22 protein-coding genes and 1 riboswitch are annotated in these 25,324 nt (G+C 68.2%); of the genes, 9 read left to right on the forward strand and 13 right to left on the reverse strand.

Annotation, left to right across the window (positions count from 1 at the left end; translation table 11 throughout):
- Positions 1 to 120: 120 nt before the first annotated feature.
- Together fabB and fabA are read right to left on the reverse strand one after the other, a co-directional pair.
- Positions 121 to 1,329, reverse strand: a complete 1,209-nt coding sequence (gene fabB, locus DCO49_RS08975) for a beta-ketoacyl-ACP synthase I (protein WP_116863747.1) — start codon at positions 1,327 to 1,329, stop codon at positions 121 to 123.
- A complete protein-coding gene (gene fabA, locus DCO49_RS08980; protein ID WP_079220498.1) occupies positions 1,329 to 1,844 on the reverse strand; it encodes a 3-hydroxyacyl-[acyl-carrier-protein] dehydratase FabA in 516 nt (171 codons plus the stop codon). Before fabA ends, fabB begins: the two co-directional genes overlap by 1 nt.
- Before the next feature lie 191 nt (positions 1,845 to 2,035).
- Here fabA and dinB point away from each other — a divergent pair, with 191 nt between their 5' ends.
- Complete coding sequence (gene dinB / locus DCO49_RS08985; protein ID WP_116863748.1) at positions 2,036 to 3,103, forward strand: DNA polymerase IV; 1,068 nt, start codon at positions 2,036 to 2,038, stop codon at positions 3,101 to 3,103.
- Positions 3,104 to 3,268: 165 nt separating this feature from the next.
- Here the strand turns inward: dinB and DCO49_RS08990 are convergent, their stop codons facing one another.
- Together DCO49_RS08990 and DCO49_RS08995 are read right to left on the reverse strand one after the other, a co-directional pair.
- Positions 3,269 to 4,180, reverse strand: coding sequence for an MBL fold metallo-hydrolase (locus tag DCO49_RS08990; RefSeq protein ID WP_116863749.1), 912 nt, complete (start codon positions 4,178 to 4,180; stop codon positions 3,269 to 3,271).
- Positions 4,181 to 4,273: 93 nt separating this feature from the next.
- Positions 4,274 to 4,912: an NAD(P)H-binding protein gene (locus tag DCO49_RS08995; RefSeq protein WP_116863750.1), complete on the reverse strand. Its 639-nt coding sequence runs from the start codon at positions 4,910 to 4,912 to the stop codon at positions 4,274 to 4,276.
- 108 nt (positions 4,913 to 5,020) lie between these two features.
- On the opposite strand from DCO49_RS08995, the gene DCO49_RS09000 reads away from it, so the two are divergent.
- Both DCO49_RS09000 and gph read left to right on the forward strand, forming a co-directional pair.
- Positions 5,021 to 5,950, forward strand: a complete 930-nt coding sequence (locus tag DCO49_RS09000; RefSeq protein WP_116863751.1) for a LysR family transcriptional regulator — start codon at positions 5,021 to 5,023, stop codon at positions 5,948 to 5,950.
- A gap of 114 nt (positions 5,951 to 6,064) precedes the next feature.
- Complete coding sequence (gene gph, locus DCO49_RS09005) at positions 6,065 to 6,736, forward strand: phosphoglycolate phosphatase (RefSeq protein ID WP_116863752.1); 672 nt, start codon at positions 6,065 to 6,067, stop codon at positions 6,734 to 6,736.
- 112 nt (positions 6,737 to 6,848) lie between these two features.
- On the opposite strand, the gene btuB is transcribed toward gph, so the two are convergent.
- A complete protein-coding gene (gene btuB / locus DCO49_RS09010; protein WP_116863753.1) occupies positions 6,849 to 8,705 on the reverse strand; it encodes a TonB-dependent vitamin B12 receptor in 1,857 nt (618 codons plus the stop codon).
- A gap of 116 nt (positions 8,706 to 8,821) precedes the next feature.
- A riboswitch (cobalamin riboswitch) is annotated at positions 8,822 to 9,045 on the reverse strand.
- Positions 9,046 to 9,187: 142 nt separating this feature from the next.
- Here btuB and DCO49_RS09015 point away from each other — a divergent pair.
- Positions 9,188 to 9,766: a histidine phosphatase family protein gene (locus DCO49_RS09015; RefSeq protein WP_116863754.1), complete on the forward strand. Its 579-nt coding sequence runs from the start codon at positions 9,188 to 9,190 to the stop codon at positions 9,764 to 9,766.
- Between the two features lie 98 nt (positions 9,767 to 9,864).
- On the opposite strand, the gene DCO49_RS09020 is transcribed toward DCO49_RS09015, so the two are convergent.
- Both DCO49_RS09020 and DCO49_RS09025 read right to left on the reverse strand, forming a co-directional pair.
- Entirely contained in the window at positions 9,865 to 10,227 is a 363-nt protein-coding gene (locus DCO49_RS09020) for a TfoX/Sxy family protein (protein WP_116863755.1), read from the reverse strand.
- Entirely contained in the window at positions 10,224 to 10,706 is a 483-nt protein-coding gene (locus tag DCO49_RS09025; protein ID WP_116863756.1) for a GAF domain-containing protein, read from the reverse strand. Before DCO49_RS09025 ends, DCO49_RS09020 begins: the two co-directional genes overlap by 4 nt.
- An 82-nt stretch (positions 10,707 to 10,788) precedes the next feature.
- Between DCO49_RS09025 and bioD the strand changes: the two genes are divergently transcribed.
- Positions 10,789 to 11,457 carry a dethiobiotin synthase gene (gene bioD / locus DCO49_RS09030; RefSeq protein ID WP_207776476.1) on the forward strand — a complete coding sequence of 223 codons (669 nt, stop codon included), beginning with the start codon at positions 10,789 to 10,791 and terminating at the stop codon, positions 11,455 to 11,457.
- Between the two features lie 78 nt (positions 11,458 to 11,535).
- Here bioD and DCO49_RS09035 read toward each other — a convergent pair whose 3' ends face one another.
- From DCO49_RS09035 to msrB, 4 genes are all read right to left on the reverse strand, one after another.
- On the reverse strand, positions 11,536 to 12,987 hold the full coding sequence (locus tag DCO49_RS09035; RefSeq protein ID WP_116863758.1) for a PLP-dependent aminotransferase family protein: 1,452 nt from the start codon (positions 12,985 to 12,987) through the stop codon (positions 11,536 to 11,538).
- 206 nt (positions 12,988 to 13,193) lie between these two features.
- Positions 13,194 to 13,931, reverse strand: coding sequence for a peptide-methionine (S)-S-oxide reductase MsrA (gene msrA / locus DCO49_RS09040; protein ID WP_116863759.1), 738 nt, complete (start codon positions 13,929 to 13,931; stop codon positions 13,194 to 13,196).
- Positions 13,932 to 13,946: 15 nt separating this feature from the next.
- Positions 13,947 to 15,716: a cytochrome c biogenesis protein CcdA gene (locus tag DCO49_RS09045; protein ID WP_116863760.1), complete on the reverse strand. Its 1,770-nt coding sequence runs from the start codon at positions 15,714 to 15,716 to the stop codon at positions 13,947 to 13,949.
- A gap of 2 nt (positions 15,717 to 15,718) precedes the next feature.
- Entirely contained in the window at positions 15,719 to 16,294 is a 576-nt protein-coding gene (msrB, locus tag DCO49_RS09050; protein ID WP_108767625.1) for a peptide-methionine (R)-S-oxide reductase MsrB, read from the reverse strand.
- A 144-nt stretch (positions 16,295 to 16,438) separates the two neighbouring features.
- Here msrB and DCO49_RS09055 point away from each other — a divergent pair, with 144 nt between their 5' ends.
- Positions 16,439 to 17,158, forward strand: coding sequence for a response regulator transcription factor (locus DCO49_RS09055; RefSeq protein ID WP_116863761.1), 720 nt, complete (start codon positions 16,439 to 16,441; stop codon positions 17,156 to 17,158).
- Positions 17,155 to 18,627, forward strand: a complete 1,473-nt coding sequence (locus DCO49_RS09060) for a HAMP domain-containing sensor histidine kinase (protein ID WP_116863762.1) — start codon at positions 17,155 to 17,157, stop codon at positions 18,625 to 18,627. The genes DCO49_RS09055 and DCO49_RS09060 overlap by 4 nt, the downstream gene beginning before the upstream one ends.
- Before the next feature lie 179 nt (positions 18,628 to 18,806).
- On the opposite strand, the gene DCO49_RS09065 is transcribed toward DCO49_RS09060, so the two are convergent.
- Together DCO49_RS09065 and queD are read right to left on the reverse strand one after the other, a co-directional pair.
- Entirely contained in the window at positions 18,807 to 19,160 is a 354-nt protein-coding gene (locus DCO49_RS09065) for a phasin family protein (protein WP_116863764.1), read from the reverse strand.
- A 115-nt stretch (positions 19,161 to 19,275) separates the two neighbouring features.
- Positions 19,276 to 19,638: a 6-carboxytetrahydropterin synthase QueD gene (gene queD / locus DCO49_RS09070; RefSeq protein WP_116863765.1), complete on the reverse strand. Its 363-nt coding sequence runs from the start codon at positions 19,636 to 19,638 to the stop codon at positions 19,276 to 19,278.
- A gap of 193 nt (positions 19,639 to 19,831) precedes the next feature.
- Between queD and DCO49_RS09075 the strand changes: the two genes are divergently transcribed.
- Positions 19,832 to 22,471 (forward strand): TonB-dependent receptor, encoded by a 2,640-nt coding sequence (locus DCO49_RS09075; RefSeq protein ID WP_116863766.1) that lies wholly within the window; start codon positions 19,832 to 19,834, stop codon positions 22,469 to 22,471.
- Between the two features lie 71 nt (positions 22,472 to 22,542).
- Positions 22,543 to 25,137, forward strand: a complete 2,595-nt coding sequence (locus DCO49_RS09080) for a M14 family zinc carboxypeptidase (RefSeq protein WP_116863763.1) — start codon at positions 22,543 to 22,545, stop codon at positions 25,135 to 25,137.
- Positions 25,138 to 25,324 lie beyond the last annotated feature (187 nt).

Raw genomic sequence — 25,324 nt, forward strand, 5'->3', positions numbered from 1 at the left:
CTCTGGACCGCTCTGGTAGATGCCAACCTTGGTTGGCACTGAGCCGAGCATGGGCTCGGCTCTACATCCGCGCGATCACCGCTCCGGTGGGTGCCGACCGTTGGTCGGCACGCCTTCCAATCAAACGCGGCCGAACACCAGCGCCGCGTTCGTACCACCGAAACCGAAGCTGTTGGACATCACCGTATCCAACTTCTGCTCGCGGCTCTCGCGCAGGATCGGGAAGCCTTCCACCGCCGGGTCCAGCTCGGTGATGTTGGCCGAACCAGCCACGAAACCATCGCGCATCATCAGCAGGCAGTAGATCGCCTCGTGCACGCTGGCCGCGCCGAGCGAGTGGCCCGACAGCGCCTTGGTCGACGACAGCGGCGGCACGGCATCGCCGAACACTTCGCGGATCGCACCCAGCTCGGTCACGTCGCCCAGCGGCGTCGAGGTGCCGTGGGTATTGAGGTAATCCAGCGGACGGTCGACGTTCTGCAGCGCCATCTTCATGCATCGCACCGCGCCTTCGCCAGACGGGGCGACCATGTCGGCGCCGTCGGAGGTCACGCCGTAGCCGATCAGCTCGGCATGGATGCGCGCGCCGCGGGCAACGGCGTGGTCGTAGTCTTCCAGCACCAGCATGCCGCCGCCACCGGCGATGACGAAGCCGTCGCGGTCCTTGTCATACGGGCGCGAGGCGCTGGCCGGCGTGTCGTTGAAGCTGGTCGACAGCGCGCCCATCGCATCGAACATCACGCTCATCGACCAGTGCAGGTCTTCGCCGCCACCGGCGAACATGATGTCCTGTGCGCCGTGGCGGATCATGTCCGCGGCCGCGCCGATGCAGTGCGCCGAGGTCGCGCAGGCGGCCGACAGCGAGTAGCTGACGCCCTTGATCTGGTAGGCGGTGGCCAGGCAGGCCGACACGGTGGAGCACATCGTGCGCGGCACCATGTACGGGCCGACCTTGCGCACGCCACGGGCGCGCAGCAGGTCGACGGCACCCACCTGCCATTCGCTGGAACCACCGCCGGAACCGGCGATCAGGCCGGTGCGCAGCGCGCTCACCTGTTCCGGCGACAGGCCGGCATCGGCGATCGCATCGCGCATGGCGATGTAGGCGAAGGCCGCCGCATCGCTCATGAAGCGCTTCTGCTTGCGGTCGATCTGTGCATCCAGGTCCAGGTCCACGCGGCCGCCCACCTGGCTGCGCAGGCCAGCTTCGGCGTGGTCGGGCAGCGCGGTGATGCCGGCGCGGCCTTCGCGCAGCGCCGAGGAAACGGTATCCAGATCATTGCCCAGGCACGAGGTGATGCCCATGCCGGTGATGACGACGCGACGCATCAGAAGCTCCCGGTTTCAGTGAACAGGCCCACGCGCAGGTCGCGGGCGTTGTAGATCTCGCGGTCGTCCACGTACATGCGGGCATCGGCCTGGGCCATCACCAGCTTGCGGTTGATGACGCGGGTGATGTCGATCTCGTAGCGCACAAGTTTGGCTTCCGGCAGCACCTGGCCGGTGAACTTCACCTCGCCGCAGCCCAGGGCGCGGCCCTTGCCGGGCGCACCCAGCCAGGTCAGGTAGAAGCCGGTCAGCTGCCACATGGCATCCAGGCCCAGGCAGCCGGGCATCACCGGGTCGCCGATGAAGTGGCAGCCGAAGAACCACAGGTCCGGGCGGATATCCAGTTCGGCACGAACCATGCCCTTGCCATGCGGTCCGCCGTCCTCGCGGATTTCGGTGATGCGGTCGAACATCAGCATCGGGTCGTTGGGCAGACGGCCGGCGGCGGCGCCGAACAGTTCACCGCGGGCGCTGGCCAGCAGCTGGTCACGGTTGAACGCGTGGAGACGAGTCATGGAAAGCGCATTCCTGGAAGCGAAAACAAGGCAACAAGTCCCCGAGGATGCACGACGGTTGCAACGGGAATCAAACCGCCACACCGTACGCGTGCGTAGTGTTTTCCCCGGGAATCACGCATCCCGTTGATGCACAACGACCATACTTCGCCGTCTGGACCGGTACGGTGCGGTTATCATGTCAGCCAACCATGAACGCACTGCGCAAGATCATCCACGTCGACATGGACGCCTTCTACGCGTCGGTGGAGCAGCGTGACGACCCGTCACTGCGCGGCAAGCCGGTGGTCGTGGCCTGGCGCGGCGCGCGTTCGGTGGTGTGCGCGGCCTCGTACGAAGCCCGGGTGTTCGGCGTGCGCTCGGCGATGCCGGCCCTGCGTGCCGAGCGCCTGTGCCCGGATGCGATCTTCGTGCCGCCGGATTTCGCGCGTTACAAAGCCGTGTCACGCCAGGTGCGCGAGATTTTCCTGCGCCACACCGATCTGGTTGAACCGCTGTCGCTCGACGAGGCCTACCTGGACGTGACCGCGCCGAAGAGCGGCATCGAGCTGGCCACCGAGATCGCCCGCACCATCCGCGCGCAGATCCGCGAAGAGACGAACCTGACTGCTTCAGCCGGCATCGCGCCGAACAAGTTCCTGGCCAAGATCGCCTCGGACTGGCGCAAGCCTGACGGCCAGTTCGTCATTCCTCCGCAGCGCGTGGATGCGTTCCTGCTGACCCTGCCGGTGAAGAGCGTGCCGGGCGTGGGCAAGGTGATGGAAGGCAAGCTGGCCGAGCGCGGCATCATCACCTGTGGCGACCTGCGCAACTGGACGCTGCCGGACCTGGAAGAAAATTTCGGCAGCTTCGGCCGCAGCCTGTACAACCGCGCCCGCGGCATCGACGAACGCCCGGTGGAACCGGACCAGCAGGTGCAGTCGATTTCCTCGGAGGACACCTTCGCCGAAGACCTGCTGCTGGAGGACCTGGGCGAGGCCATCGTGCAGCTGGCCGAGAAAACCTGGAATGCCACGCGCAAGACCGAACGCATCGGCCACACCGTGGTGCTGAAACTGAAGACCGCCCAGTTCCGCATTCTCACCCGCAGCTACACCCCCGACCGCCCACCGGAATCGCTGCAGGAACTGCGCGACATCGCCCTGTCCCTGCGCGCCCGCGTCGACCTGCCCGCCGACACCCGCTACCGCCTGGTCGGCGTCGGCCTCGGCGGATTCCGCGACAAGGAACCGGTCGTGCAGGGCGAACTGTTCAATTGACGCAGTCGAGCATGGCTCGACTCTACAAAAGCATCCACGCATGGCGTGGATCTACTGCCTTGTAGCAACGGGATCCACCCCGCCAACCCACAGATACCCAGCTGTTGCCGTTGAAGTTGATTCGGCAGGTGCAGGTCGCAGCCCTGTAAAAAGAAACCACCTACCTTACGGCCACTGCATCTCGCCCTTGGCCACCTTCGCACTCAACTCCAGCGACGCCACACCCTCCAACATGGGGTAACGCGCCTGCATCGCCTTCACCAGCGCCGCACTGTCCTTCGCCTTGCCCGTTTCCACGTCGAATGCACGGATGTAGTCCGAGGTGAACCGCAGCGCGCTCGCATCCAGCGCCGCACCCGGCGCGTAATGACCCGGCACCACCACATTGGGCTTCAGCGCCTGCAGCCGTTGCAACGTCTGCAGCCAATCGGCATGCGACTGCGGCGTCTGCGTATCGGCCATCCACACATGCTCACCGGCCACCACCGGAATGCCGCCGACGATCGCACGCAGCGAAGGCACCCACAGCACCGTGCGGTCCGGGGTCGGTCCATCCAGCCCGATCAGCGGCAGGCGCTGGCCTTCCAGCAGCAGCGCATCGCCCTCCAGCACCTGCGGCACGACGATGCGCGCGGGCACATCGGCACCCATCTTCGGGCCCCAGTACGCCTGCTTGCCGGCCTGGGTCTGCTCGATGTGGGCGACCGTCTGCGCGGTGGCGACGATGCGTGCCTGCGGGAAGGCATCCTGCAGCGTGGCCAGGCCGAAGTAGTAATCCGGATCGCCGTGGCTGATGTAGATCGTGGTCAGCTGCTTGCCGCTGGCGCGGATCTTTTCGACCAGTGCGCGGGCATCGCTGGCCGCGAACTGCGCATCGACCAGGATCACCTCATGGCGGCCTTCGATCAGCACCGAGGACACCGAGAACATCGCCTGCGGGCCGGGATGGAAGGTCTGCAGGTGCAGTTGTGACTGCTTCGCCGCGATGGCCGCGGGCGTGGCCGGTGCGGCCAGCAGCGGTGAACTGGCGAAACCGGCAGCCAGTGCGAGGGGAAGCAGCAGGGCAGCAGTACGCATCAACGATTCCTCGTGTAGAGCCGAGCCCATGCTCGGCTGCAGTGGTTGCCTCGAGCCGAGCGCAGGCTCGGCTCTACAGGGGGAACGTATCGATCAATACGCCGCAGTGATGATCTGCTTCGGGTACTTGGCCGCTTCCAGCTCGGCCACGAACGCCGCACCGTAATCGGCGTAACTGATGCGGCTGTGGCCGCTGGCATCGGCCAGGAAGGTCTTCGCCTGCACGCGGTACTGGCCACGCTCGTCGCCCGGGCCGATTTCCGCCGCCGGCGAGAAGAAGGTCCAGTCCAGGTTATCCACGGCCTGCAGGCGCTTCAGCGCTTCGCGCGCGGCCAGTGCGTAGGGCTTGTAGGCGGCCGGGAAATCCGGGGTGTCGACCAGCTGCACGCCCGGGGCGGTTTCCAGGCTGCCGGCACCACCGACCACCACCACGCGCGGCACCTTGGCCTGGCGCGCGGCGGCGACCAACTGATCGGCCACGGTGGCGATCTGGGCGATGTCATCACCCGGGCGCGGGCCGTAGGCGCTGGCCAGCACGTCGTGGCCGGCAATCACCGCAGCCAGGGCGTCGGTGTCGTCCAGCGCGGCGATGGCCAGCTGGGCACCGGCCAATTCGGCCGGCAGGTCCTTTTCACTGCGGACCACGGCCGTGACCTGGTGGCCGTTGGCCAGCGCGTGGCGGGCGATCTGGCGGCCGATGTTGCCGGTGGCACCGACGAGGGCAATCTTCATGGCGGAACTCCTTGGGGCGGAATGGGGTGGGAACGAGGCCACTGTAGGTCGCTGCAGATGCTCGAAAAACAGCGTATAACGCGCTTGTTTGTTGCATGGATCGAGCAGATGGACCGATTGACCGCCATGACCGTGTTCGTCGAAGTGGCCGAGCGCGGCAGCCTGACCGCCGCCGCCGAGGTGCTGGACATGTCCCGCGCGATGGTCACCCGCTACCTGGCCGAGGTGGAGGGCTGGCTGGGCGCGCGCCTGCTGCACCGGACCACGCGGCGGATCAGCCTGACCGGCGCCGGTGAGGCCGCGCTGGCGCGTTTCCGGCAGATGCTGGCCATCGGCGAGGAACTGCAGAGCGAACTGGCCAGCGACGATCCCGAGCCGCACGGCACCCTGCGCATCACCGCCAGCGTCTCGTTCGGGCAGAGCCATCTGGCCCGCGCGGTGGCCGCCTTCGTGCAGCGCCATCCGGCGGCACGCATCGAGCTGCTGCTGGTCGACCGCATGGTCAACCTGGTGGAGGAGCGCGTGGACCTGGCGGTGCGCATCGCGCGCCAGATCGACCCGAGCCTGATCGCGCGGCGGCTGGCCACCTGCCGTTCGGTGCTGTGCGCAACGCCGGCTTACCTGCAGGCACATGGCACGCCCAGCGCGCCGGAACAGCTGCCCGCGCACAACTGCCTCACCCATCATTACGTGGGCAAGAGCCTGTGGCAGCTGCACCGCGACGGCCGTGCGCTGTCGGTGGCGGTGGGCGGCAACATCAGTGCCAATGAAGCCTCGCTGCTGCTGGAAGCGGTGCGCGCCGGTGCCGGCATCGCCATGCTGCCGACCTACCAGGTGGCACCGCTGCTGCGTTCGGGCGAACTGGTGCAGCTGCTGCCGGCCTACGAACTGGACGAGCTGGGCATTCATGCCGTGTACGCATCGCGTCGACAGCAGCCCGCTGTCATGCGGCGGTTCCTGGATTTCCTGGCCGAGTGTTTTGCCAGCCCTGCCTTCCAGGATCTGGAGTGGCGCCCAGCGATCAAGGAGGACACATGAACCATGGACAGGCACTGCTCGACCACAACCGCGGGGCGTGGGACCGGCTGAGGCGGAGCCGGCGAAAAAGGCGGGGCGTACAATGGACGGCCCACGTCGTACAGGTGAAGTCCCTTGTCGTATCCCTATCCGTTGGTTGTGTTTGATCTGGACGGCACGCTGGTGGACAGCGCGGCCGATATCGCCGAAGCGCTGAACCGCACGCTGGAAGACATTGGCCTGGCGCGCGTGCCTGAAGCCACCGTGCTGGGCTGGATCGGCGACGGCGTGCGGCGGCTGGTGGAGCAGGCCGTGCATGCCGCCGGTCGTGACATCGATCTGGCCGAAGTGATGCCGACCTTCATGGTGCATTACCGCGAGTGCCTGCTGCGTAGCCCGCGCTTGTTCGACGGCGTGCCTGAAGCGCTGGCCTTGCTGCGTGCGCGTGGCGTGCCGCTGGCTATCTGCACCAACAAGCCGGCCGCGCTGGTGCCGCCGCTGCTGCAGCACCTGGGCATCGGCGATGCGTTTTCGCTGGTGCTGGGCGGTGATTCGCTGCCGCAGCGCAAGCCGAGTGGTGAACCGCTGCGGCATATCGCCGCGCACTTCGGGCTGGCAGTGGACGCCTGCCTGATGGTCGGTGATTCGCTCACCGACTACCGCGCCGCCGAAGACGCGGGCATGCCGATCGCACTGGTGCGCTACGGCTACCCGCGCGGCCTGGACCTGGAAACGGCACATGCCGTGGCCGTGATCGACGACCTGCGCGAACTGCCGGGGCTGGCATCAGGCATTCCGACGCCGTGATCCGTTCGCCGGGCATGGCCCGGCGCTACCGACGCGCCCATGTAGAGCCGAGCCCATGCTCGGCTGCCCGGCTCTACAGTAGATCGACGCCATGCGTCGATGCCGAGGCCCGTTATTTCGGCTGGTAGCGCACGCTCAGCTGGTATTCGCGGCCCGGCTGGTTGAACCACGCCACGGTCTCGTAGCGGCGGTCGAACACGTTGGCCGCGCGCGCCAGCAGCGACCACGACGGCGTCAGGGCATATTCCGCGCGCAGGTCCAGGGTGCCGTAGCCACCCACCTTCACCGCGTTGCTGGCGTCGTCGTAACGCTTGCCCGCGCCCTGTACGGTCAGCCCGGTGCGGAAATCACCGAAGCGGCGATCCACATCCAGACGCGCGGTCTGCTGCGCGCGGCGCGGCAGCCAGTTGTCGAACTGCGCGCTGCCGGCCGTGCGGTTGCGCGGGTCGGTGTAGCTCAGCTGGCCATTGATGTCGAAGCCGGCCACCACCACGCCCGCGGTCAGCTCGGCACCGCGGATACGCGCCTTCTCGACCTGCTGCATCATGAAGGTCGCCGCATCGTAGGTGATCAGGTCATCGATGCGCGTCTCGTACACGTCCACGCCCCAGTGCCAGCCCTGGCCATGCTGCGACAGGCCGAGGTTGGCGCTTTTCGACTTCTCCGGGTCCAGCGTCGGCACGCCGCTCCACGGGTCGTAGAGGTCGCTGAAGGTCGGTGCCTTGAACGCGGTACCGTAGCTGGCATTCACGCGCAGGCCGTGGCCCAGGTCCATCGCCCAGCCGAGGCTGCCGGTGGCATGGTTGCCGAACTGCGCGTTGTCATCGTTGCGCGCGCTCACCTGCAGCTGGTGGCGGCCGAAACGGCCCTGGTACTGCACGAACACGCCGGTGTTGCGGCGGCTGTCGACCAGATAGCCCGCGCTGCTGCCATCGAGGTTGTCCTCGCTCCAGTCCACGCCGGTGCTCAGCAGCTGGCCCTCGGCCAAGCCGATGTCCGCCTGCAGCGATGCATTGTCGCGGTGCGTCTGCGCGCTGCCAAACACACCGAAGTCACCGTAGTTGTCCGACTCGTTGTCGCTGCGGCCGACGCTGGCGGTGAAAACCAAGCGCTCGGACGGGGTGTAGCGCACCTTGCCGGACATCACCTGTTGCAGCGTTTCCGAATAGTTGTAGTAACCGTCGTAGTGGTTCTCGCCTTCAGCACGCAGCGCGCTGCCTTCCACGCTCCACTGGTCGTTGAAGGTGTAGCCACCGCGCAGGCTCTTGGACAGGTTGCGGTAGCCGTCGCGGTCGGGCTCATCGGCGAAGCAGCCGGTGAACAGCGTGGCCGAGCCACGGCAGGCGTTGATGCCGTCGGTGTGCTGGTAGGCGATGTCGGCGCCGAACCAGCCGTGCTCGCCGCTGCCACCGATGCCGCCGCTGGCTTCGCGCAGGCCATTGCTGCCGCCGCCGAGCTGGAAGTGCGGCGCGAATTCGCCCTGGTTGCGACGGGTGAAGATCTGGATGACGCCACCGATGGCATCGGCGCCGTAGAGGCTCGACTGCGGGCCGCGCACGATTTCCACGCGCTCGATCTGCGCCAGCGGCAGGTCCTGGTACATCGCCAGGCCAAGGTCGGCGCTGTTGATGCGCATGCCATCGACCAGCACCACGGTGTGCGAGGAATTGGTGCCGCGCAGGAACAGCGAGCTCTGCTTGCCGAGGCCACCGCTGTTGGTCAGGTTGATGCCGGCGCGGCCGGCCAGCAGTTCCTGCAGCGAGGTGGCCTGGCTGGATTCGATCTGTGCGCGGTCGATCACCTGCGCCGGTGCGATGCTGTCCTGCAGGGCGATGGGGGTGCGCGTGGCGGTCACCAGCACCTGGTCCAGCGCAGCGGTGTCATCGCTCGCCTGAGCATGGGCCAGGGCGGGCAGGGCGGGCAGGGCGGCCAGCACGGCCAGGGACAGCATTCGGAACTGCAGCTTCATCGGGAGGACTCCGGGTGCCACGCACGCCCGCGTGGCGAAGGGGAGGAGCCACGAAGGCAGGCACGCGCCGAAGCCGCGGCAGATGCCGCGATCATCCAGCGCCATGCCCACCGCATCGCGACCTGAGGCTTCCGGGCCGGTCTCCGGGCTTGCCGCCAGGTGGCGCGAGGCCACCGTCCAGGCGCCTTCCCATGCCAGAGGCACAGTGGCGATGTTGCCTGGAACAGACGTGCTTACCGTTGCGGGGGCAGCGCCGGCCTGGCGTGTTGCCACGCGTCACCGGCTTCCCGTTTCAACCTGCCGGCCACGGCCGCAGGTCACCTGGAAGTGGGCGCAGTCTACGGCATCCCCGGCGCCCGGTAGAGTCGAGCTTGCTCGACTGCCTCGGCTGTGCCCGTAGAATGTCCCCTCGATCCCGTGGTGCCGTTGCCGATGTCCCGCTGTTTTCTACTGTTCCCGCGTTGCCTGCACAGGACGCACGCATGATCCTCGACCTGGTCCGCCATGCCGGCAACGGCCGCGATGAGTTCCTCGATGGCCGCAGCGATCCGCCGCAGCTGGCCCGCCTGCCGCAGGAACTGGTTGACGCCTATGCCGAGCAGGACTGGCAGCGGGTGATCAGTTCGCCGCGCCTGCGCTCGCTGCACACGGCGATGGCTCTGGCCACCCCGCGCGGGCTGGACGTGGAAGCGGACGAGGAGTGGGAAGAACTGGATTTCGGCGATTGGGACGGGCAGTCACTGTTCGACCTGCCGGAGGACGCGCTGGCGGCCTTCCACGCCGATCCGCATGCGTTCCCCCCGCCCAACGGCGAAAGCTGGGGCCACTTCGAACGGCGCATCGCACGCGCGCTGGATCGCCTGCTGGACGATGACGATCCGCTGCCGACCGTGGTGGTCAGCCATGGCGGCCCGCTGCGCATGGTGCTGTCGCAGGTCTGCGGGCTGCCGCTGTCGCTGTGCTGGGCCCTGCGCATCGACCACGGCACGCGCCTGCGGGTGTGGCTGGAGCGCGGCGAAGTGGGCCTGGTCGGCGAGCTGCTGGAACTGCAGCAGCCGTAAGAGCGAACGCCGGGCATGGCCAGGCGCTACCGATCCCGCATGACCGCCGCACAGTGGTAGCGCCGGGCCATGCCCGGCGAGCGCGCAGCGCGGCTGCTCTAATCCTCGCCGGCGCTCTCGGCGAAGCTGTCTTCGCCGTCATCCCCGGTGTCGAAGCGCTGCTCATGCACCGGGCCCGATGCCGGGCCGGCCGCCTTCAGCGGGTGCGCGACGATGCGTGCCTCGTAATCCTGCACCAGCGCTTCGCGCTGGGCTTCGCCCAGCTCCTGCCAATGGCAGTCCAGCAGCGCGCCTTCCAGCGAATAAAGCAGGTTCAGGCTCGGCTTGAAGCCGGCGCGCTTGACCTTGACGAAGGCCCCGACCGCGCCGAGCGCGGCCAGGTCCTCGCGGCTGCGCAGGCCGACCTGGCGCAGCCACGCCGCGCTCTTCGGGCCGATGTTGCGCAGCTTCGGTGCGCTCATCCCAGGGCCTCGACGAACACGCGGGCGATGGCTTCCAGACCGGCCTGGTCCTCGGCATCGAAGCGGCCCACCTTCGGGCTGTCGATGTCGAAAACGCCGATCAGCTCACCACCGCGCAGCAGCGGCACCACCAGTTCCGAGCGCGAGGCCGAATCGCAGGCGATGTGGCCGGGGAAGGCATCGACATCGTCCACGCGCTGGGTGACGCGCTGGCTGGCGGCGGCACCGCACACGCCCTTGTCCAGCGGAATGCGCACGCAGGCCGGCAGGCCCTGGAACGGGCCGACTACCAGCTCCTTGCCGTCGTACAGGTAGAAGCCCACCCAGTTCAGGTCGGGCAGGGCGTGGTAGACCAGTGCGGAGAGGTTGGCCGCATTGGCGATGCGGTCGGACTCGGCGTAGACCAGGCCGCGGGCCTGTTCCAGCAGCTGGGCGTATTGTTCCGGCTTGCTGCCGGTGAGCGAGGCATTGGCGAACATGCCTGCAGTCTAGCAAGCGTACGGGAGCAGCGATAATGCACGCTCTGTTGCATGCCTGGAGCCGTTGATGCCCCTGCCCACCCTGATGCCGCCTGCCGTGTTCGTCACCGGGACCGATACCGGGATCGGCAAGACCGCCAGCAGCACCGCGCTGCTGCTGGCGCTGCGCCGGCGCGGGCTGCGCGCGGTGGGCATGAAGCCGGTTGCCAGTGGCAGCCAGGACCTCGGCCAGGGCCTGCGCAACGAGGATGCCCTGGCGTTGCAGGCGGCCAGCTGGCCGGTGCCGGACTACGACGACCTGAACCCCTATGCGCTGCGGCAGCCGCTGGCGCCGGAGCTGGCCGCCGCCGAGGACGGCGTGCAGGTGCAGCTGGCGCCGATCGTGGCCGCGTTCGAGCGGCTGCGTGCGCAGGCCGACGTGGTGGTGGTGGAGGGCGTGGGCGGCTGGCTGGCGCCAGTGTCGGCCACGCTGGACCAGCTGGATCTGGTGCGCGCACTGCGCCTGCCGGTGCTGCTGGTGGTGGGCATGCGCCTGGGCTGCGTGAACCATGCACGGCTGACCGCGCAGTCGCTGCAGGCCAGCGGCGTGGAGTGCCTGGGCTGGATCGGCAACCACATCGACCCCACCATGCAGCGCCAGGACGAGAACATCGCCACGCTGCAGCAGCGCCTGCCGATGCCGTGCTGGGGGAGGTTGCCGTACCTGCCGGGCGCGGATGGTGAGCGACTCGCAGCGCACCTGTGCGATTGATCTGCTTCCTGTAGAGCCGAGCCCATGCTCGGCTCAGCACCGGATCCGGGTGAAACGCAGCCGAGCCCATGCTCGGCTCTACAGGGCAGAGCGTGCTGCCAGTTCCCGCGCGATCGCACCCAGTCGTTCCACCGCGCTGATGAAGCGCGCATCCAGCGCCTGGCAGCACGACAGCCGCAGGCAATGCCGGTAGCGCGCACCGCGCGAATACACCTGGCCGGGCATGAACACGATGTCCTCCGCCAGCGCCCGCTCGAACAGTTCGCGGGTATCCACGCCCGGCAGCTCCAGCCACAGCAGGAAGCCGCCCTGCGGCTCCGTGGCACGGGTGCCGGCGGGGAAGTGCTCGGCCACCAGCTGGCGCAGGCGCCCGACCTGTTCGCGGTACAGCCGGCGCATGCGGTGCAGGTGATGCTCGTAACTGCCGGCTTCCAGGTAAGCCGCCACCGCATCACCGAGCAGCTGCGGTTCACCGCCGGTCGACTGGAATTTCAGCAGGGCGATGCGCTCGGCGAAACGGCCCCCATCGAGCCAGCCGATGCGGTAATCCGGCGCCAGCGTCTTGGAGAAACCGCCGACCACCATCACCCAGCCATCGCGATCAAACGCCTTCAGCAGCGGCGCCGGTGGCTCGCAGAACTGCAGCTCGGCGTACACCGCATCCTCGATAAGCGGCAGCTGGCGTGCGTTGACCAGCTCGGCCAGGCGCTGCTTGGCGGCCGTCGGCATGGTGCAGCCCAGCGGGTTGTGCACGGTGGGCATCACCACCAGCGCGGCCAGCGGCGTGTGCTCCAGCAGCGCTTCCAGCGCATCCACGTCCAGCCCGTGCTGCGGGTGGGTGGGCAGTTCGATGGCCTGCAGGCCGAGGTTGGCCAGCAGCGGGTACAGGTTGAAATAGGAGGGGGCTTCGATGCCGACTGCCGCGCCCGGTTCGGTCACCGCGCGCAGGGCCAGCTGCAGCGCTTCCATCGCACCGTGGGTCAGCAGGAGGCGGTCGGCATGGGTGTGCAGGCCCATCCGCGGGCCACGCCGTACGATCTGCGCCAGCAGGCGCGGCGAGCCGTTCGGGCGCGCATAGGTTTCCACCGTCTGCTGGCCGTGGCGCAGCACCTGTGCGGTGTGCCGGGCCAGGTGCGCGCCGGGATAGAACTGCCGTCCACGTGGCCCGGCGAAGGCGAGATCGATCACCCCGGGGCGTCGCTGTGCCTCGAGCACGCGCGCCATCAAGGCCTGCTGCAGCGGTGCGGTGGGCGCCGACGGTGCATCGCGCAGCGAACGCTGCGGCACCGACAGGCGCGGCGCCACCTCGAACCCCGCCTTCGGCCGCGGCACGACCAGGCCAGCATCTTCCAGCTGCCGGTAGGCCGCGATGACGGTGTTCAGGCTGAGCTGACGCTGCGCGGCCATCTGCCGCAGTGAGGGCAGGCGGCTGCCGACTGGCAGGCGACCGCCGTGGATGGCCTCGGCCAGTTCATTGGACAGGCGCTGGTAGCGCGGCGGGGCCGGGGTGGTGCGCGGATCTGTATCCATTGTTCTGGCCTGCATCTGGAGCTGTACCCATGATGCCGCCGAGCCTAGCATGGTGCTGTCGGTGGGGCCTGATCGGGGCCTGGCCGATCCATTTCAAGCGCACGGCCGCAGGGCCGTGCGTCTTTTTTTTGTAGAGTCGAGCCATGCTCGGCTGGGGCTTTGCCAGGATCCAGAAGTCGAGCATGGCTCGACTCTACAAAAGCGCATCAGCGCATCGGCACCAGCGACGCCTGGCGCCGGTACAGCGCAGGGAACTGCTTGCCCAGCGCGGCCAGCTTCGGTGCGTCGTAGTAGCGGATGTAGGCCGCCTGCGGGTAGTTGTTCATGTAGTTCTGGTGATAGCTCTCGGCCGGGTAGAAACGCTGGCCGCTGGCCACCTGGGTCACGATCGGGCCGCGGTAGCTGCCAGCCTTGCCCAGCTGGTCGATGTAGGCGCGGCTGGCAGCCAGCTGCCTGGCGTCATCGCTGAAGATCGCCGAGCGGTACTGGCTGCCGTGGTCGGGGCCCTGGTAGTTCAGCTGGGTGGGATCGTGCGCCACCGAGAAGAACACCTGCAGCAGCTGCCCATAGCTGACCTGACGCGGATCGTAGTCGACCTTCACCGCTTCGGCGTGGCCGGTGCGGCCGCTGCTGACGCGCTCGTAGCGTGCATCGGCGGCACTGCCTCCGGCATAGCCGGCCACCGCATTGCTCACCCCTTTCACGTGCTGGAACACGCCCTGCACGCCCCAGAAACAGCCACCGGCAAACACCACGCTGGCCTGGGTGGCGCCATCGGTGAAGGCGGCATCGCCGGCGGGTGCCGGCAGTGCCTGTACCTGCGCGCTGGTGGTAGCCGGCGCGGCCATCGCGCCGCGATCCACCAGCAGCACGCCGGCCACCAGTGCCGTGGCGATCAACCCGGCCACACCCACTGCAATGCCCTGTTCGAAGGAGAATTTCATCGTGCCCTCCTGCTCTCAACCAAAGGTGAAGGCATAGGCCTGCACGCCCGCATCGAGGAATTCGATCTCGAAGCGGTGCGGGCCGACCGTGCCGCGCTGGCGCACCAGCTGGTACAGACGGTTCTCGGTGACCACGCCGCTGCCATCGGCGCCAACATCGCTGCCGGCATCGGCGGCAGGCAGCGGCTTGCCGTCCAGCCACACGCGGAAGCGCACCGGCGTGCCGTCCTGCGTCGGTGCCAGCACCAGGTGCAGGTCGCGGGCATGGAACTGGAAGGCGATGCGTCCGCTGGCCTGCTGCAGCTGCGCGGCTTCATCGGTGATGGTCCAGCGGCCGGACAGGCCCCACTGGTTCAGCGCGAGGCTGGCCGGCAGCGTGTAGTCGAAGGCCGCATCGGTGCGTTGCCCGCCGGGCGAGGCGAAGTGCTCGGCACGCGCGTGGCCCAGGTAGGTTTCCGGCGAGCGCAGGTTGCCCATGTCGGCCTGCGTGGCCACGCCCTGAAGGTCGGCCGCGGCCGGGTCGGCCGGCGGCGGCAGATCGGTCTGGCCGGCCTCGGTCAGCAGGCGGCGGATCACCTGTTCCGAATGCGCGTAGTTGCCTTCACCGAACTGGTGGGCGCGGATGTTGCCCTGCGCATCAACGAAGTACTGCGCCGGCCAGTACTGGTTGTTGAACGCGCGCCAGATCGAATACTGGTTGTCCAGCGCCACCGGGTATTCCACCTTCAGCTGCTGCACGGCCTTCATCACGTTGCGCGGGTCGCGTTCGAAGGCGAACTCGGGCGTGTGCACGCCGACCACCACCAGGCCATGGTCGCGATAGCGGCGCTCCCACTCGTGCACGAAGGGCATCGCGCGCAGGCAGTTGATGCAGGAATAGGTCCAGAAATCGACCAGCACGACCTTGCCGCGCAGCTGTTCGGCCTTGAGCGGCGGGCTGTTGAGCCAGCCGGTGGCGCCATCCAGCGCGGGCAGGGTGCCTTCCACCGGCAGCGGCGCATCGGCACCGGCAGTGGCGCCGGCCATCATCATCATCGGCGGCGCCGCCGGCTGCGCACCGGGCACCGCGTCCAGCAGGCCCTGTTCGATGCGCGCGGTGCTGACCGTGGACAGGCGGGTCAGCAGGCCGGTATCCCAGCCCAGGCCGATGGCCACCACCGCCAGCAGCGCGGCAACGCCCAGCACCCTGCGCAGCACGTCGCCCAGGCCCAGCCGCGCCTGCAGAGCGTTGAACACGCGGCCGCCGATCCACACCGCCAGCGCGAGCGCGGTGGCTGCACCCAGTGCGTAGGCCAGCAGCAATGCGCTGGTGCCGACGCTGGCGCCATGCAGGGCAGCGCCGGTCAGCACCAAGCCGAGAATCGGGCCGGCGCACGGCGCCCACAGCAGGCCGGTGGCGATGCCGATCAGCAGCGAGGTCCCGGCACCGCCCCGGCCGGCATCATCGGCAGCGTCGGCGCGTGCACTCAGCCGCGCACCCACGCGCTGGAACGGTGCCAGCAGATGGTCAGCCAGGCGCGGCCAGAGCAGCGCCAGGGCGAACACCGCCATCAGCACCAGGGCCACCCAGCGACCGATCTGGTTGGCCTGCGCCACCCATTGGCTGCCCACGGCGGCCAGGCTGGCGACCGCGGCGAAGGTCAACGCCATACCCAGCAGCAGCGGCAGCGTGCTGCGCACGAAGGAGCGGTTGGCCCGCGCGAACACGAAGGGCAGCACCGGCAGGATGCACGGGCTGAGCAGGGTCAGTACGCCGCCCAGGTAGGCCAGCAGCAACAGCAGCATCATCAGGCTCCAGAAGTGGGGGAAGAACCGAGCGGCACGCGCCAGCCGCCATTGCTGTCCTGCTGTGCCGCGCCGGGCTGGAACAGCAGGGCGGCACCGTTCATGCAGTAGCGCAGGCCGGTGGGGCGCGGGCCATCGTTGAAGACATGGCCGAGGTGGCCACCGCAGCGGCTGCAGTGCGCTTCCACCCGCAACATGCCGAAGGTGGTGTCGCGATCCTCGCCGACCGCGCCATGCAGCGGTGCCCAGAAGCTGGGCCAGCCGGTGCCGCTTTCAAACTTGGTGGACGAGGAGAACAGCGGCTGCTGGCAGCCGGCGCAGGTGAACGTGCCCTGCCGGTGTTCGCGGTCCAGCGGGCTGCTGCCAGCGCGTTCGGTGGCCTGCTGGCGCAGCACCGCGTACTGCGCCGGGGTCAGCAGCCGGCGCCATTCGGCGTCGGTGCGCATCAGCGGGAACTGTCGAGCCGGGCGGTTCTCGGCGGCGGCCGTGGCAGCGCGGCTGCACGCGCCCAGGCCGAGCACGCCAGCGGCGGTGGCAAGACCACCCAGGCCCAGCAGGTGGCGGCGGGTGAGGGGCATGGCGGACTCCGGGAAGGGGCGACGGGGCCATGCTGCGCCTGCCCGGGTCAACGAATCCTCACGCAGGATTCAATTTTTCGTGAGGTATCGGTGGCCGTCCCGCGCCACAATGCGGGCAGCCTCCCCACTGGCCCCGAGCTGCCGATGTCCGCCAAACGCGTCCTGATCGTCGAAGACGATGCCCATATCGCCGACCTGCTGCGCATGCACCTGGCTGACGAGGGCTACGACGTCGCCCACGCCGCCACCGGCGATGCCGGCCTGCGCCTGCTGGAGCAGGACGGCCCGTGGGATGCGCTGGTGCTGGACGTGATGCTGCCCGGCGTCGATGGCCTGCAGATCTGCCAGCGTGCCCGGGCGATGGCGCGCTACGTGCCGATCATCATCATCAGCGCACGTGGCAGCGAAACCCAGCGCATCGTCGGCCTGGAACTGGGCGCGGACGATTACCTGGCCAAGCCCTTCTCGATGCCCGAGCTGGTGGCGCGCGTGCGCGCGCTGCTTCGCCGCGCCGAAGCCATGGCGCAGAACGCGCGCATCGATGCCGGTGCGGTCGAGGTCGGTGGCCTGCAGCTGGACCCGGTGGCACGTACCGCGTCGGTGGATGGCAGCGCACTGGAACTGACCCCACGTGAGTTCGACCTGCTGCTGTTCTTCGCCCGCCATCGCGACCAGGTGTTCGCACGGATGGAACTGCTCAACCAGGTCTGGGGCTACCAGCACGATGGTTACGAGCACACCGTGAACACCCACATCAACCGCCTGCGCAGCAAGATCGAGCTCGACCCGGCCACGCCGCGGCGCCTGCTGACGGTGTGGGGGCGCGGCTACAAGCTGGTCGACCCTGCGGGGGCGTCGGCATGATCACGCCCAACCTGTGGCAGAAGCTGGCGGCGGTGATCGCCGCGCTGATGCTGATGTGCTGCATGGCCCTGCTGGCCCTGCAGATGCGCGCCAGCACCCGCCACGAACAGGAAGTGGTGCAGCGGCTGTCGCTGGGCCTGGCCGAACACATTGCCCAGCGCAGCGAACTGATGGACACCAGCGGCATGCGCGATACCGCGGTGCGCGCGCTGTTCGGCCAGCTGATGGCGGTCAATCCCAGCGTGGAGGTGTACCTGCTGGACGACCAGGGCCGCATCCTCGGCCACGATGCACCCAGCGGCCACCTGCTGCGCAACCACGTCGACCTTGCGCCGCTGCGTCGCCTGCTGGCCGGTGCGCCGCTGCCGATCCTCGGCGACGACCCGCGCAGTACTGGCGGCCGCAAGGTGTTCAGCGTGGCCCCGCTGGTGGTGCAGGGGCGCCAGGCCGGTTACGTGTATGTGGTGCTTGTGGGCGAACACCGGCAGATGCTGGCCGACGACCTCGCCGCCAGCAACCAGTGGAACACCACGCTGTGGTCGGTGCTGCTGGTGGGCGGGCTGGGCCTGCTGGCCGGGCTGGTGGCGTTCTACTGGGTCACTCGGCCGCTGCGTCGGCTGACCCGGCGCATCCAGGCCTTCGACATCGATGCGCCTACGCCGTTGCCGGCGCCGGTGCCACTGCGCAGCGTCGAGCGTGACGAACTGAAGATCCTCGAACATGCCCACGCGCAGATGGCGCAGCGGCTGGGCGAACAGTGGCAGCAGCTGCGCCAGCAGGATCTGCAGCGCCGCGAACTGGTGGCCAACATCTCGCACGACCTGCGTACGCCGCTGTCGTCGCTGCATGGCTACCTGGAAACGATGGCGCTGAAGGAAGCCACGCTGTCGCCGGAAGAACGCCGTCGCTATCTCGGCATCGCTCTGGCGCAGAGCGCCAAGGTCGGCCGCCTGGCGCGCGCGCTGTTCGAACTGGCGCGGCTGGAACATGGCGAAGTGCGACTGGAGTGGGAGGTGTTCGCGCTGCCGGAGCTGCTGCAGGACGTGCTGCAGAAATTCGAACTGGCCGCACAGGCGCGTGGCCAGCACCTGCATGCGGATTTCCCGCCGGGCCTGCCGCTGGTGCGTGCGGACCTCGGCCTGGTCGAGCGGGTGCTGACCAACCTGCTCGACAACGCGCTGCGGCATGCGCCCGAAGGCGGCGAGGTGCGGGTGCAGCTGCGCGCCATCGAAGGCAGCGTAGAAGTGAGCGTGGCCGACGATGGCCCGGGCGTGGCCCCGGCGCTGCGTGCGCAGCTGTTCCAGGCACCGGCGGCACTGGGTGCGCGGCGTGGCGAGAATGGTGGGCTGGGCCTGCTCATCGTGCAGCGCATCGTGCAGCTGCACGGTCGTCGTATCGAACTGCGCGAAAGCGCGACCGGCGCGCTGTTCGTGTTTGCGTTGCCGCGCGCGGAGAACGCGGGGCCCTGACTGCGCCGCTGCGCTCGCCGGGCATGGCCCGGCGCTACCGGTGTCCGGGGTCCCCCGGCCGCCCGTGACGCGTGCGTTTCACCGGAATCACAGGCAAAAAAAGACCCGGCAGAGGGAGGGATCTGCCGGGTCCGGATTGCATGGGGGGAGGGACCCATGCAATGAGCGTGGGCGTGACGTCAGTGGCTGTTGCCTGTGGCGTCCGCCGTTGTATCTGTCTGGCCCTGCACCAGGTCGGACCAGGCGCGACCGGCCTGCAGGCCAAGATCGACCACGTCCTGCTGGGCCTGGCCCAGCCGCTGCAGGTTGTCCTGCCACAGCTGTGCGCCCTTGGGCAGCAGCCCGGCCGGATCCTCGCTGCGGGCCAGTTCGCCCAGCCAGCCGCCGGTTGCGGTCAGGTTGCGTTCCATCGCCTTCAGCTGCACTCCGAACATGCTCTCGGCGTTTTCCAGCGCCAATCGGTTTGCACGCGTTGCCGCGGCCGCCAGCTGGCGGGTGGCATCACTGAAACGATCGGCGAAGGCGTTGGCCATGGCGGCATCGAAAGCGGTTGATGCAATGCAGCATACGCCGATCATGCCGCAATGCAACAAAAAATAGGAAGGCGCTCAAGGCGCCTTCAGAAAACCTTTCGGATCAATGGCTTGATCAGGCGGCCGGGCCGCGGTACCGGCACCCGGAGGTGCAGGTTTCATGCACGGTGATCTCGCTCAGCGCGGGCAGGACCGGCTTCAGCTCCTTCCAGATCCACACCGCCAGATTCTCGCTGGTCGGGTTTTCCAGGCCGGGGATGTCGTTGAGGTAGTGGTGGTCCAAGCGGTCGTAGATCGGCTGGAAGGCGGCTTTGACGTCGCCGAAATCCATGATCCAGCCGGTCTGCGCACCCGGCTGGCCCTCCACCTTCAGTTCCACCCGGAACGAGTGGCCGTGCAGGCGCGCGCATTTGTGGCCCGGCGGCACGTTGGGCAGGCGGTGGGCCGCCTCGAGCATGAAGACTTTGAAGATTTCCATGGCGCGATTGTACGCCGGCCCCACCGCCGCGGCCGTCCCGGTTGTTGGCTTTCCGTAAAGCAATTCTTTCCATCCGGATGAAGAGATGTTAGCTTCTCTTATATCCGTATGAAGAGATGTTATTGGTCGCGCCAGGCCTGGCATGGATTACTGCGGAACTTCCGTCGCCAACTACCACCCCCCCCACATCGTCATGCCCCAGCACACCCTGCTCGTGGCGGCCCTGGCCGTCGCTCTGGCCGCGCCTTTGTCTGCCGCCGCCGAAACCTCCGCCGACGCCAGTGGCGAAGCCAGCACCCTGGCTGCCGTGCGCGTCACCGGTTCCAACATCAAGCGCACCGATACCGAAGCGTCCAACCCGGTGCAGGTGATCGGCCGGCAGCAGCTGGAACAGACCGGCAAGGCCACCGTCGCCGACGTGCTGCGCTCGATCTCGGCCAACACCGGCAACGCCGCCAACGAAACCACCAACAACGGCTGGGCGTCCGGCTCGGCAGGCATCGGTCTGCGCGGTCTCTCGCAGAAGAACACGCTGGTGTTGCTCAACGGCCGCCGCCTGGCCAACTACGGCTTCCCGGCCGGCGGCCTGTCGGACACTTTCGTCGACCTCAACGCGTTGCCGCTGGTCGCCGTCGAGCGCATCGAAGTGCTCAAGGACGGCGCCTCGGCCGTGTACGGTTCCGATGCGGTGGCCGGCGTGGTCAACATCATCACCCGGCAGAACTTCGAAGGCGCCGAACTCGGCGGCAGCTTCGGCGGTGCCGACCAGGGCGGCCTGCACGAGCAGAACCTGAAGTTCGTCGGTGGCCTCGGTGACCTGGATACCGATGGCTACAACATCCTCTTCAGCCTGCAGGGCTACAACCGCGAGCGGCTGGACCAGGACGAGCGCAATCTGACCAAGAGCGGCATCTACAGCGACCAGCCCGGCGGCCGCTGGAACGGCTGGTCGGCCAAGGGCGCGCGCTACCTCATCAACGGCGTGTCGGTGCCGATGCTCGATGCCAACGGCAACTGCCCCACCGGCACCACCCGCGTCGCCAGCGCGCCGATCGACGGTCTGGCCGGTGATACCTGCGGCTTCAACCAGGCGCCGTACACCACCCTGATTCCCTCGACCAAGCGCTACCAGGCGTATGCCAACGGCACGTTCCGCCTTGGTGAGAACGTCGAAGCCTTCGGCGAAGTGCTGTACAGCCAGATCAAGAGCGCCGCCTGGTTCGGCAGCAGCCAGTTCTTCACCCTGGAAAGCGGCCGTTTCGCCCTGAACGCGGAAACCGGCCTGGCCGAACCGGTCTCGTCCAACCTGCCGGCCAGCAGCCCGTACAACCCGTATGGCCGCGCGGTGCCGATCGAATACACCTTCTTCGACCTCGGCGGCACCATCAAGACCAACCGCTCCACCGCCTACCGCGGCGTGGTCGGCCTGCGTGGCAGCACCGCCGCCTGGGATTGGGAAGTGGCCGCGTTCGGTGCCCGCAGCAGCGAGCGCGAGACCGTGTCGGGCGGCTTCGCCAACCGCTGGGCGCTGGCCGATGCGCTTGCCAGCGGCAGTTACAACCTGCTCAACCCGTCGGCCACCCCGCAGTCGGTCATCGATGCCATCAACATCTCCACACTGCGCCCGGCCGAATCGGTGCTGCAGGGCGTGGACGCCAAGATCTCCGGCACCCTGGGCCGCACCTGGGCCGGCGACATCGGCTTCGCCGCCGGTGCCGAATGGCGCCGCGAGAAGCTCGATTCCAACAACCCCTGGCAGATCGACGCCGGCCTGCAGGTGCGCCCGGCCATCGCCGAAGTGCACGGCGAGCGCAAGGTCAGCGCCGCCTATGCCGAAGTGAATGTGCCGCTGGCCACGGGCCTGGAACTGTCCGCCGCCGCGCGTGCCGACCACTATGACGACTTCGGCGACGCGTTCTCGCCCAAGCTCGGCCTGCGCTGGCAGCCGCTGGACTTCCTGCTGGTGCGCGCCTCGGCGTCGAAGGGCTTCCGTGCGCCGTCGCTGTCGGAGAATTCCAACAGCACCAGCATCGCCTACGGCAGCGTGGTCGACCCGCGTGATCCGGACGTGCCGGGCTCGCGCCAGAACCCGACCTTCTTCACCGTCGGCAACAGCGAGCTGAAGCCCGAGCGCACCAAGAGCGTGAACTTCGGCGTGGTGCTCTCGCCGTGGGCCAACACCAACCTGAGCGTGGATTACTACCGCATCCAGCTGGACAACCTGGTCGGCACCAACAACACCCAGACCCTGGTCAACGACAACGTCTCCAGTGCCGTGCAGCGCGACGAGCGCGGCAAGCTGCTGGCCGTGTTCAACCGCTACCAGAACCTGAGCGAGCTGAAGACCTCGGGCATCGACGTCGAACTGCGCCAGCGCATCCCGACCGCCGCGCTGGGCGATTTCACCCTGTCCTCGGCCTACACCCACGTGCGTGACTACCGTCGCCCGACCGTGGTCGGTGGTCCGCTGGTGGACTACGCCGGCAGCAACCTCGGCGCCACGCTGCCGAAGAACAAGGCGACCACCACGCTGGACTGGACCTTCCGCGACTTCACCGCAGCCGTCACCTGGTACTACACCAGCGGTTACGACCAGAAGGCCAGCACCGCCGCCGCTGCCGTGCAGGACCGCATCGATGCGTACAACCAGTTTGATCTGTACCTGGCCTATGCCGGCATCGACAAGCTGACCGTGTACGCCAAGGTGCAGAACCTGGCTGACAGGACGCCGCCGTACGACGCCTCGTTCCCGGGCATCCGCGCGCCGTACGACTTCAGCCAGTACGACCTGCGTGGCCGCTACTTCACCCTCGGCTTCGATTACCGCTTCTGATGCCATCGCCACGGCCGGCCACAACCCGTGGCCGGCCGCGTTGCCGCTGTCCTGTTTCCTGGGGAGTCACCGTGTCCTTCCACCGCCGTGCCGTTCTTCGGCTGCTGCTTGCCGCCGCCACCGTCCTGTCCTCGCCACTGCCGGCGCAGGCCCAGAGTGCGTACTTCTTCCCGCAGGCCACCGACGCTGCCGCGTTCGATGCCGCCATTCCCAGCCCCGAGCAGTTCCTTGGCTACCCGATCGGCAGCCGCTACACCCGCCATGACCAGCTGGTGGCCTATTTCCAGGAACTGGCGAAGCACTCGGACAAGATCCGCGTGCAGGAGATCGGCCGCAGCTACGAAGGCCGGCCGCTGCTGATCGCCACCATCACCGCCGCCGACAACCAGGCGCGCATCGAACAGATCCGCCAGCAGCACGCCACCCTGGTCGACCCGGCGCAGCCGCGCAGCGCGGCCGGTGACAGCCCCGTCGTGGTCTGGCTGGGCTACAGCGTGCATGGCAACGAAACCTCCAGCGGCGAAGCGGCGATGCTGACCGCCTATTACCTGGTGGCCAACCGCAGCGCCGAAACCCAGCAGTGGCTGCAGCAGTCGGTGGTGCTGTTCGACCCGGCGCAGAACCCCGACGGCCGCGACCGCGCCGCGAACTGGCACAACGCCTGGGCCTCGGACCCGGCCTCGTCCGACCCGGCCGACAAGGAACATGTCGAACCGTTTCCGCAGGGCCGCACCAACCACTACTTCACCGATCTCAACCGCGACTGGCTGGCCCTGACCCAGCAGGACTCGCGGCCCAAGCTGGCCGTGTTCCAGCAGTGGTACCCGAACGTGCAGATCGACTTCCACGAGATGGGCAAGGACAGCACGTACTACTTTGAGCCCTCGCCGAAGAGCATGCACAGCCCGCTGATTCCGGCGGCGTCCTACGAGTTCAACAAGACCCTGGCCAAGTACCACGCGCAGTCGCTGGATGCGCTGGGCTCGCTGTACTACACCGGCGAGAACTACGACAACTTCTCGCCGGTGTATGGCTCGACCTATCCGGATTTCCACGGCGCGGTCGGTGTCACCGTTGAACAGGCCAGCTCGCGTGGGCGCGTGCAGGAATCGGTGAACGGCCTGCTGACCTTCCCCTTCACCATCCGCAACCAGGTCGCCACCGGCCTGGGCACGGTGCGCGGTGCGGTGACCGAGCGCAGCGGCCTGTTCGATCTGCAGAAGACCTTCTTCCAGAGCGCGCTGAAGCAGGCCGCGCAGCAGCCGGTGAAGAGCTTCGTGTTCGGTGATGCGCACGACCCGGCACTGACCCGGCGCCTGCTGGAGCTGTTGCTGCTGCACCGCATTGACGTGCATGCGCTGGATCGCACGGTGACGGTCGACGGGCAGCGCTTCGAGGCCGGCAGCGCGTACGTCGTGCCGGTGCAGCAGGCGCAGTTCTGCCTGGTCCATTCGATCTTCGCCGAGACGCCGTCGATCAAGGGCGACGTGTTCTACGGCAGCACCAGCTATGCGATCGCACCGGCCTACGGCGTGGCCTTCGCCGGCAGCCGCAGCCGTGTCGACGGCGGCGCCCGCGTGGCGGAACTGCCGCCGGTGCAGGGTGCGGTCACCGGCGGCCAAGCCGGCTTCGCCTACGCCATCGATTGGCGCGACTACAACGCCAGCCGCGCGCTGGCCGCGCTGCAGGCCAAGGGACTGAGCGCACGCGCCGCGTTCAAGCCGTTCAGCAGCGCCACCGCGCAGGGCCAGATCGACTTCGCCGCGGGCAGCCTGGTCATCCCGGTGGCCGGCCAGCCGCTGCAGGGCGCGGCCCTGCTCGAGGCCGTGACCGCCGCCGCACGCGACGCCGGCGTGCAGGTACATGCCCTGTCCAGCGGCCGCAGCAGTGATGGCATCGATCTCGGCAGCGACGGCGTCAAGGCACTGCGTAAGCCGACCGTGGCGCTGGTGATGGGCGAGGGTGTGGCCGCCACCGAGATCGGTTCGGCCTGGTTCCTGCTCGACCAGCAGCTGCACCTGCCGGCCAGCAAGCTGGATCCGCAGCAGCTGGGCAAGGTCGCGCTGGACCGCTACACCACCATCGTGCTGTCCGGTGGCACCTACACCGGCATCGACGTCACTGCCGTGGCCGCGCTGAAGCGCTGGGTGCAGGCCGGCGGCTCGCTGGTGACCTACGGCAGCGCGTCGAAGTGGGCGGTGGAACAGAAGCTGGCTGAGGGCGAATCGCTGGGCAAGGACGAGGAAGCGGGGGACGCCGACCGCCGCGCGTTCGGCGACCAGCGTGACATCGCCGCGATCGAACGGGTGAGCGGCAACATCCTCAGCGCCGACGTCGATACCACCCATCCGCTGGCGTTCGGCGTGCCGCGCCGGCAGCTCGCAATCAACAAGGAAAACACGGTGACGCTGCAGCCGAGTGCGAACCCGTTCTCGACGGTGGTGCGCATCGACGCGCCGCCGCGGGTGAATGGTTACCTGTCCGAGCGCAACCGTGCGCGGGTGGCGGGGAGTGCGTGGCTGCTGGTGTCGGCGCAGGGGCAGGGCAACGTGGTGTTGTTTGCCGATGATCCGGCGCATCGCAAGTACTGGCACGGTACTGATCGCCTGCTGATCAATGCGATTTTCTTCGGGAATCTGGTGAATCCGGCGAAAGTGCGGGGTTGAGGCGTTTGGCGCCCTGACTGATGCGTGTTGGGGGCGGCCGGGCGGGCTGCGCAGGACACGCCGTAAACCCGTCCTTGGGGGCTCGATGGCGCCTTGCTCGTGTGCGCTTTCCTGCGCACACGGCAAGACCGGGGTTGGGCGTCCTGCCCAACCCGCCCGAGGCATGCCTCGAGCCCATGGCGCCAAC

The organism is Stenotrophomonas sp. SPM, from assembly GCF_003105135.1.
Classification (GTDB): domain Bacteria; phylum Pseudomonadota; class Gammaproteobacteria; order Xanthomonadales; family Xanthomonadaceae; genus Stenotrophomonas.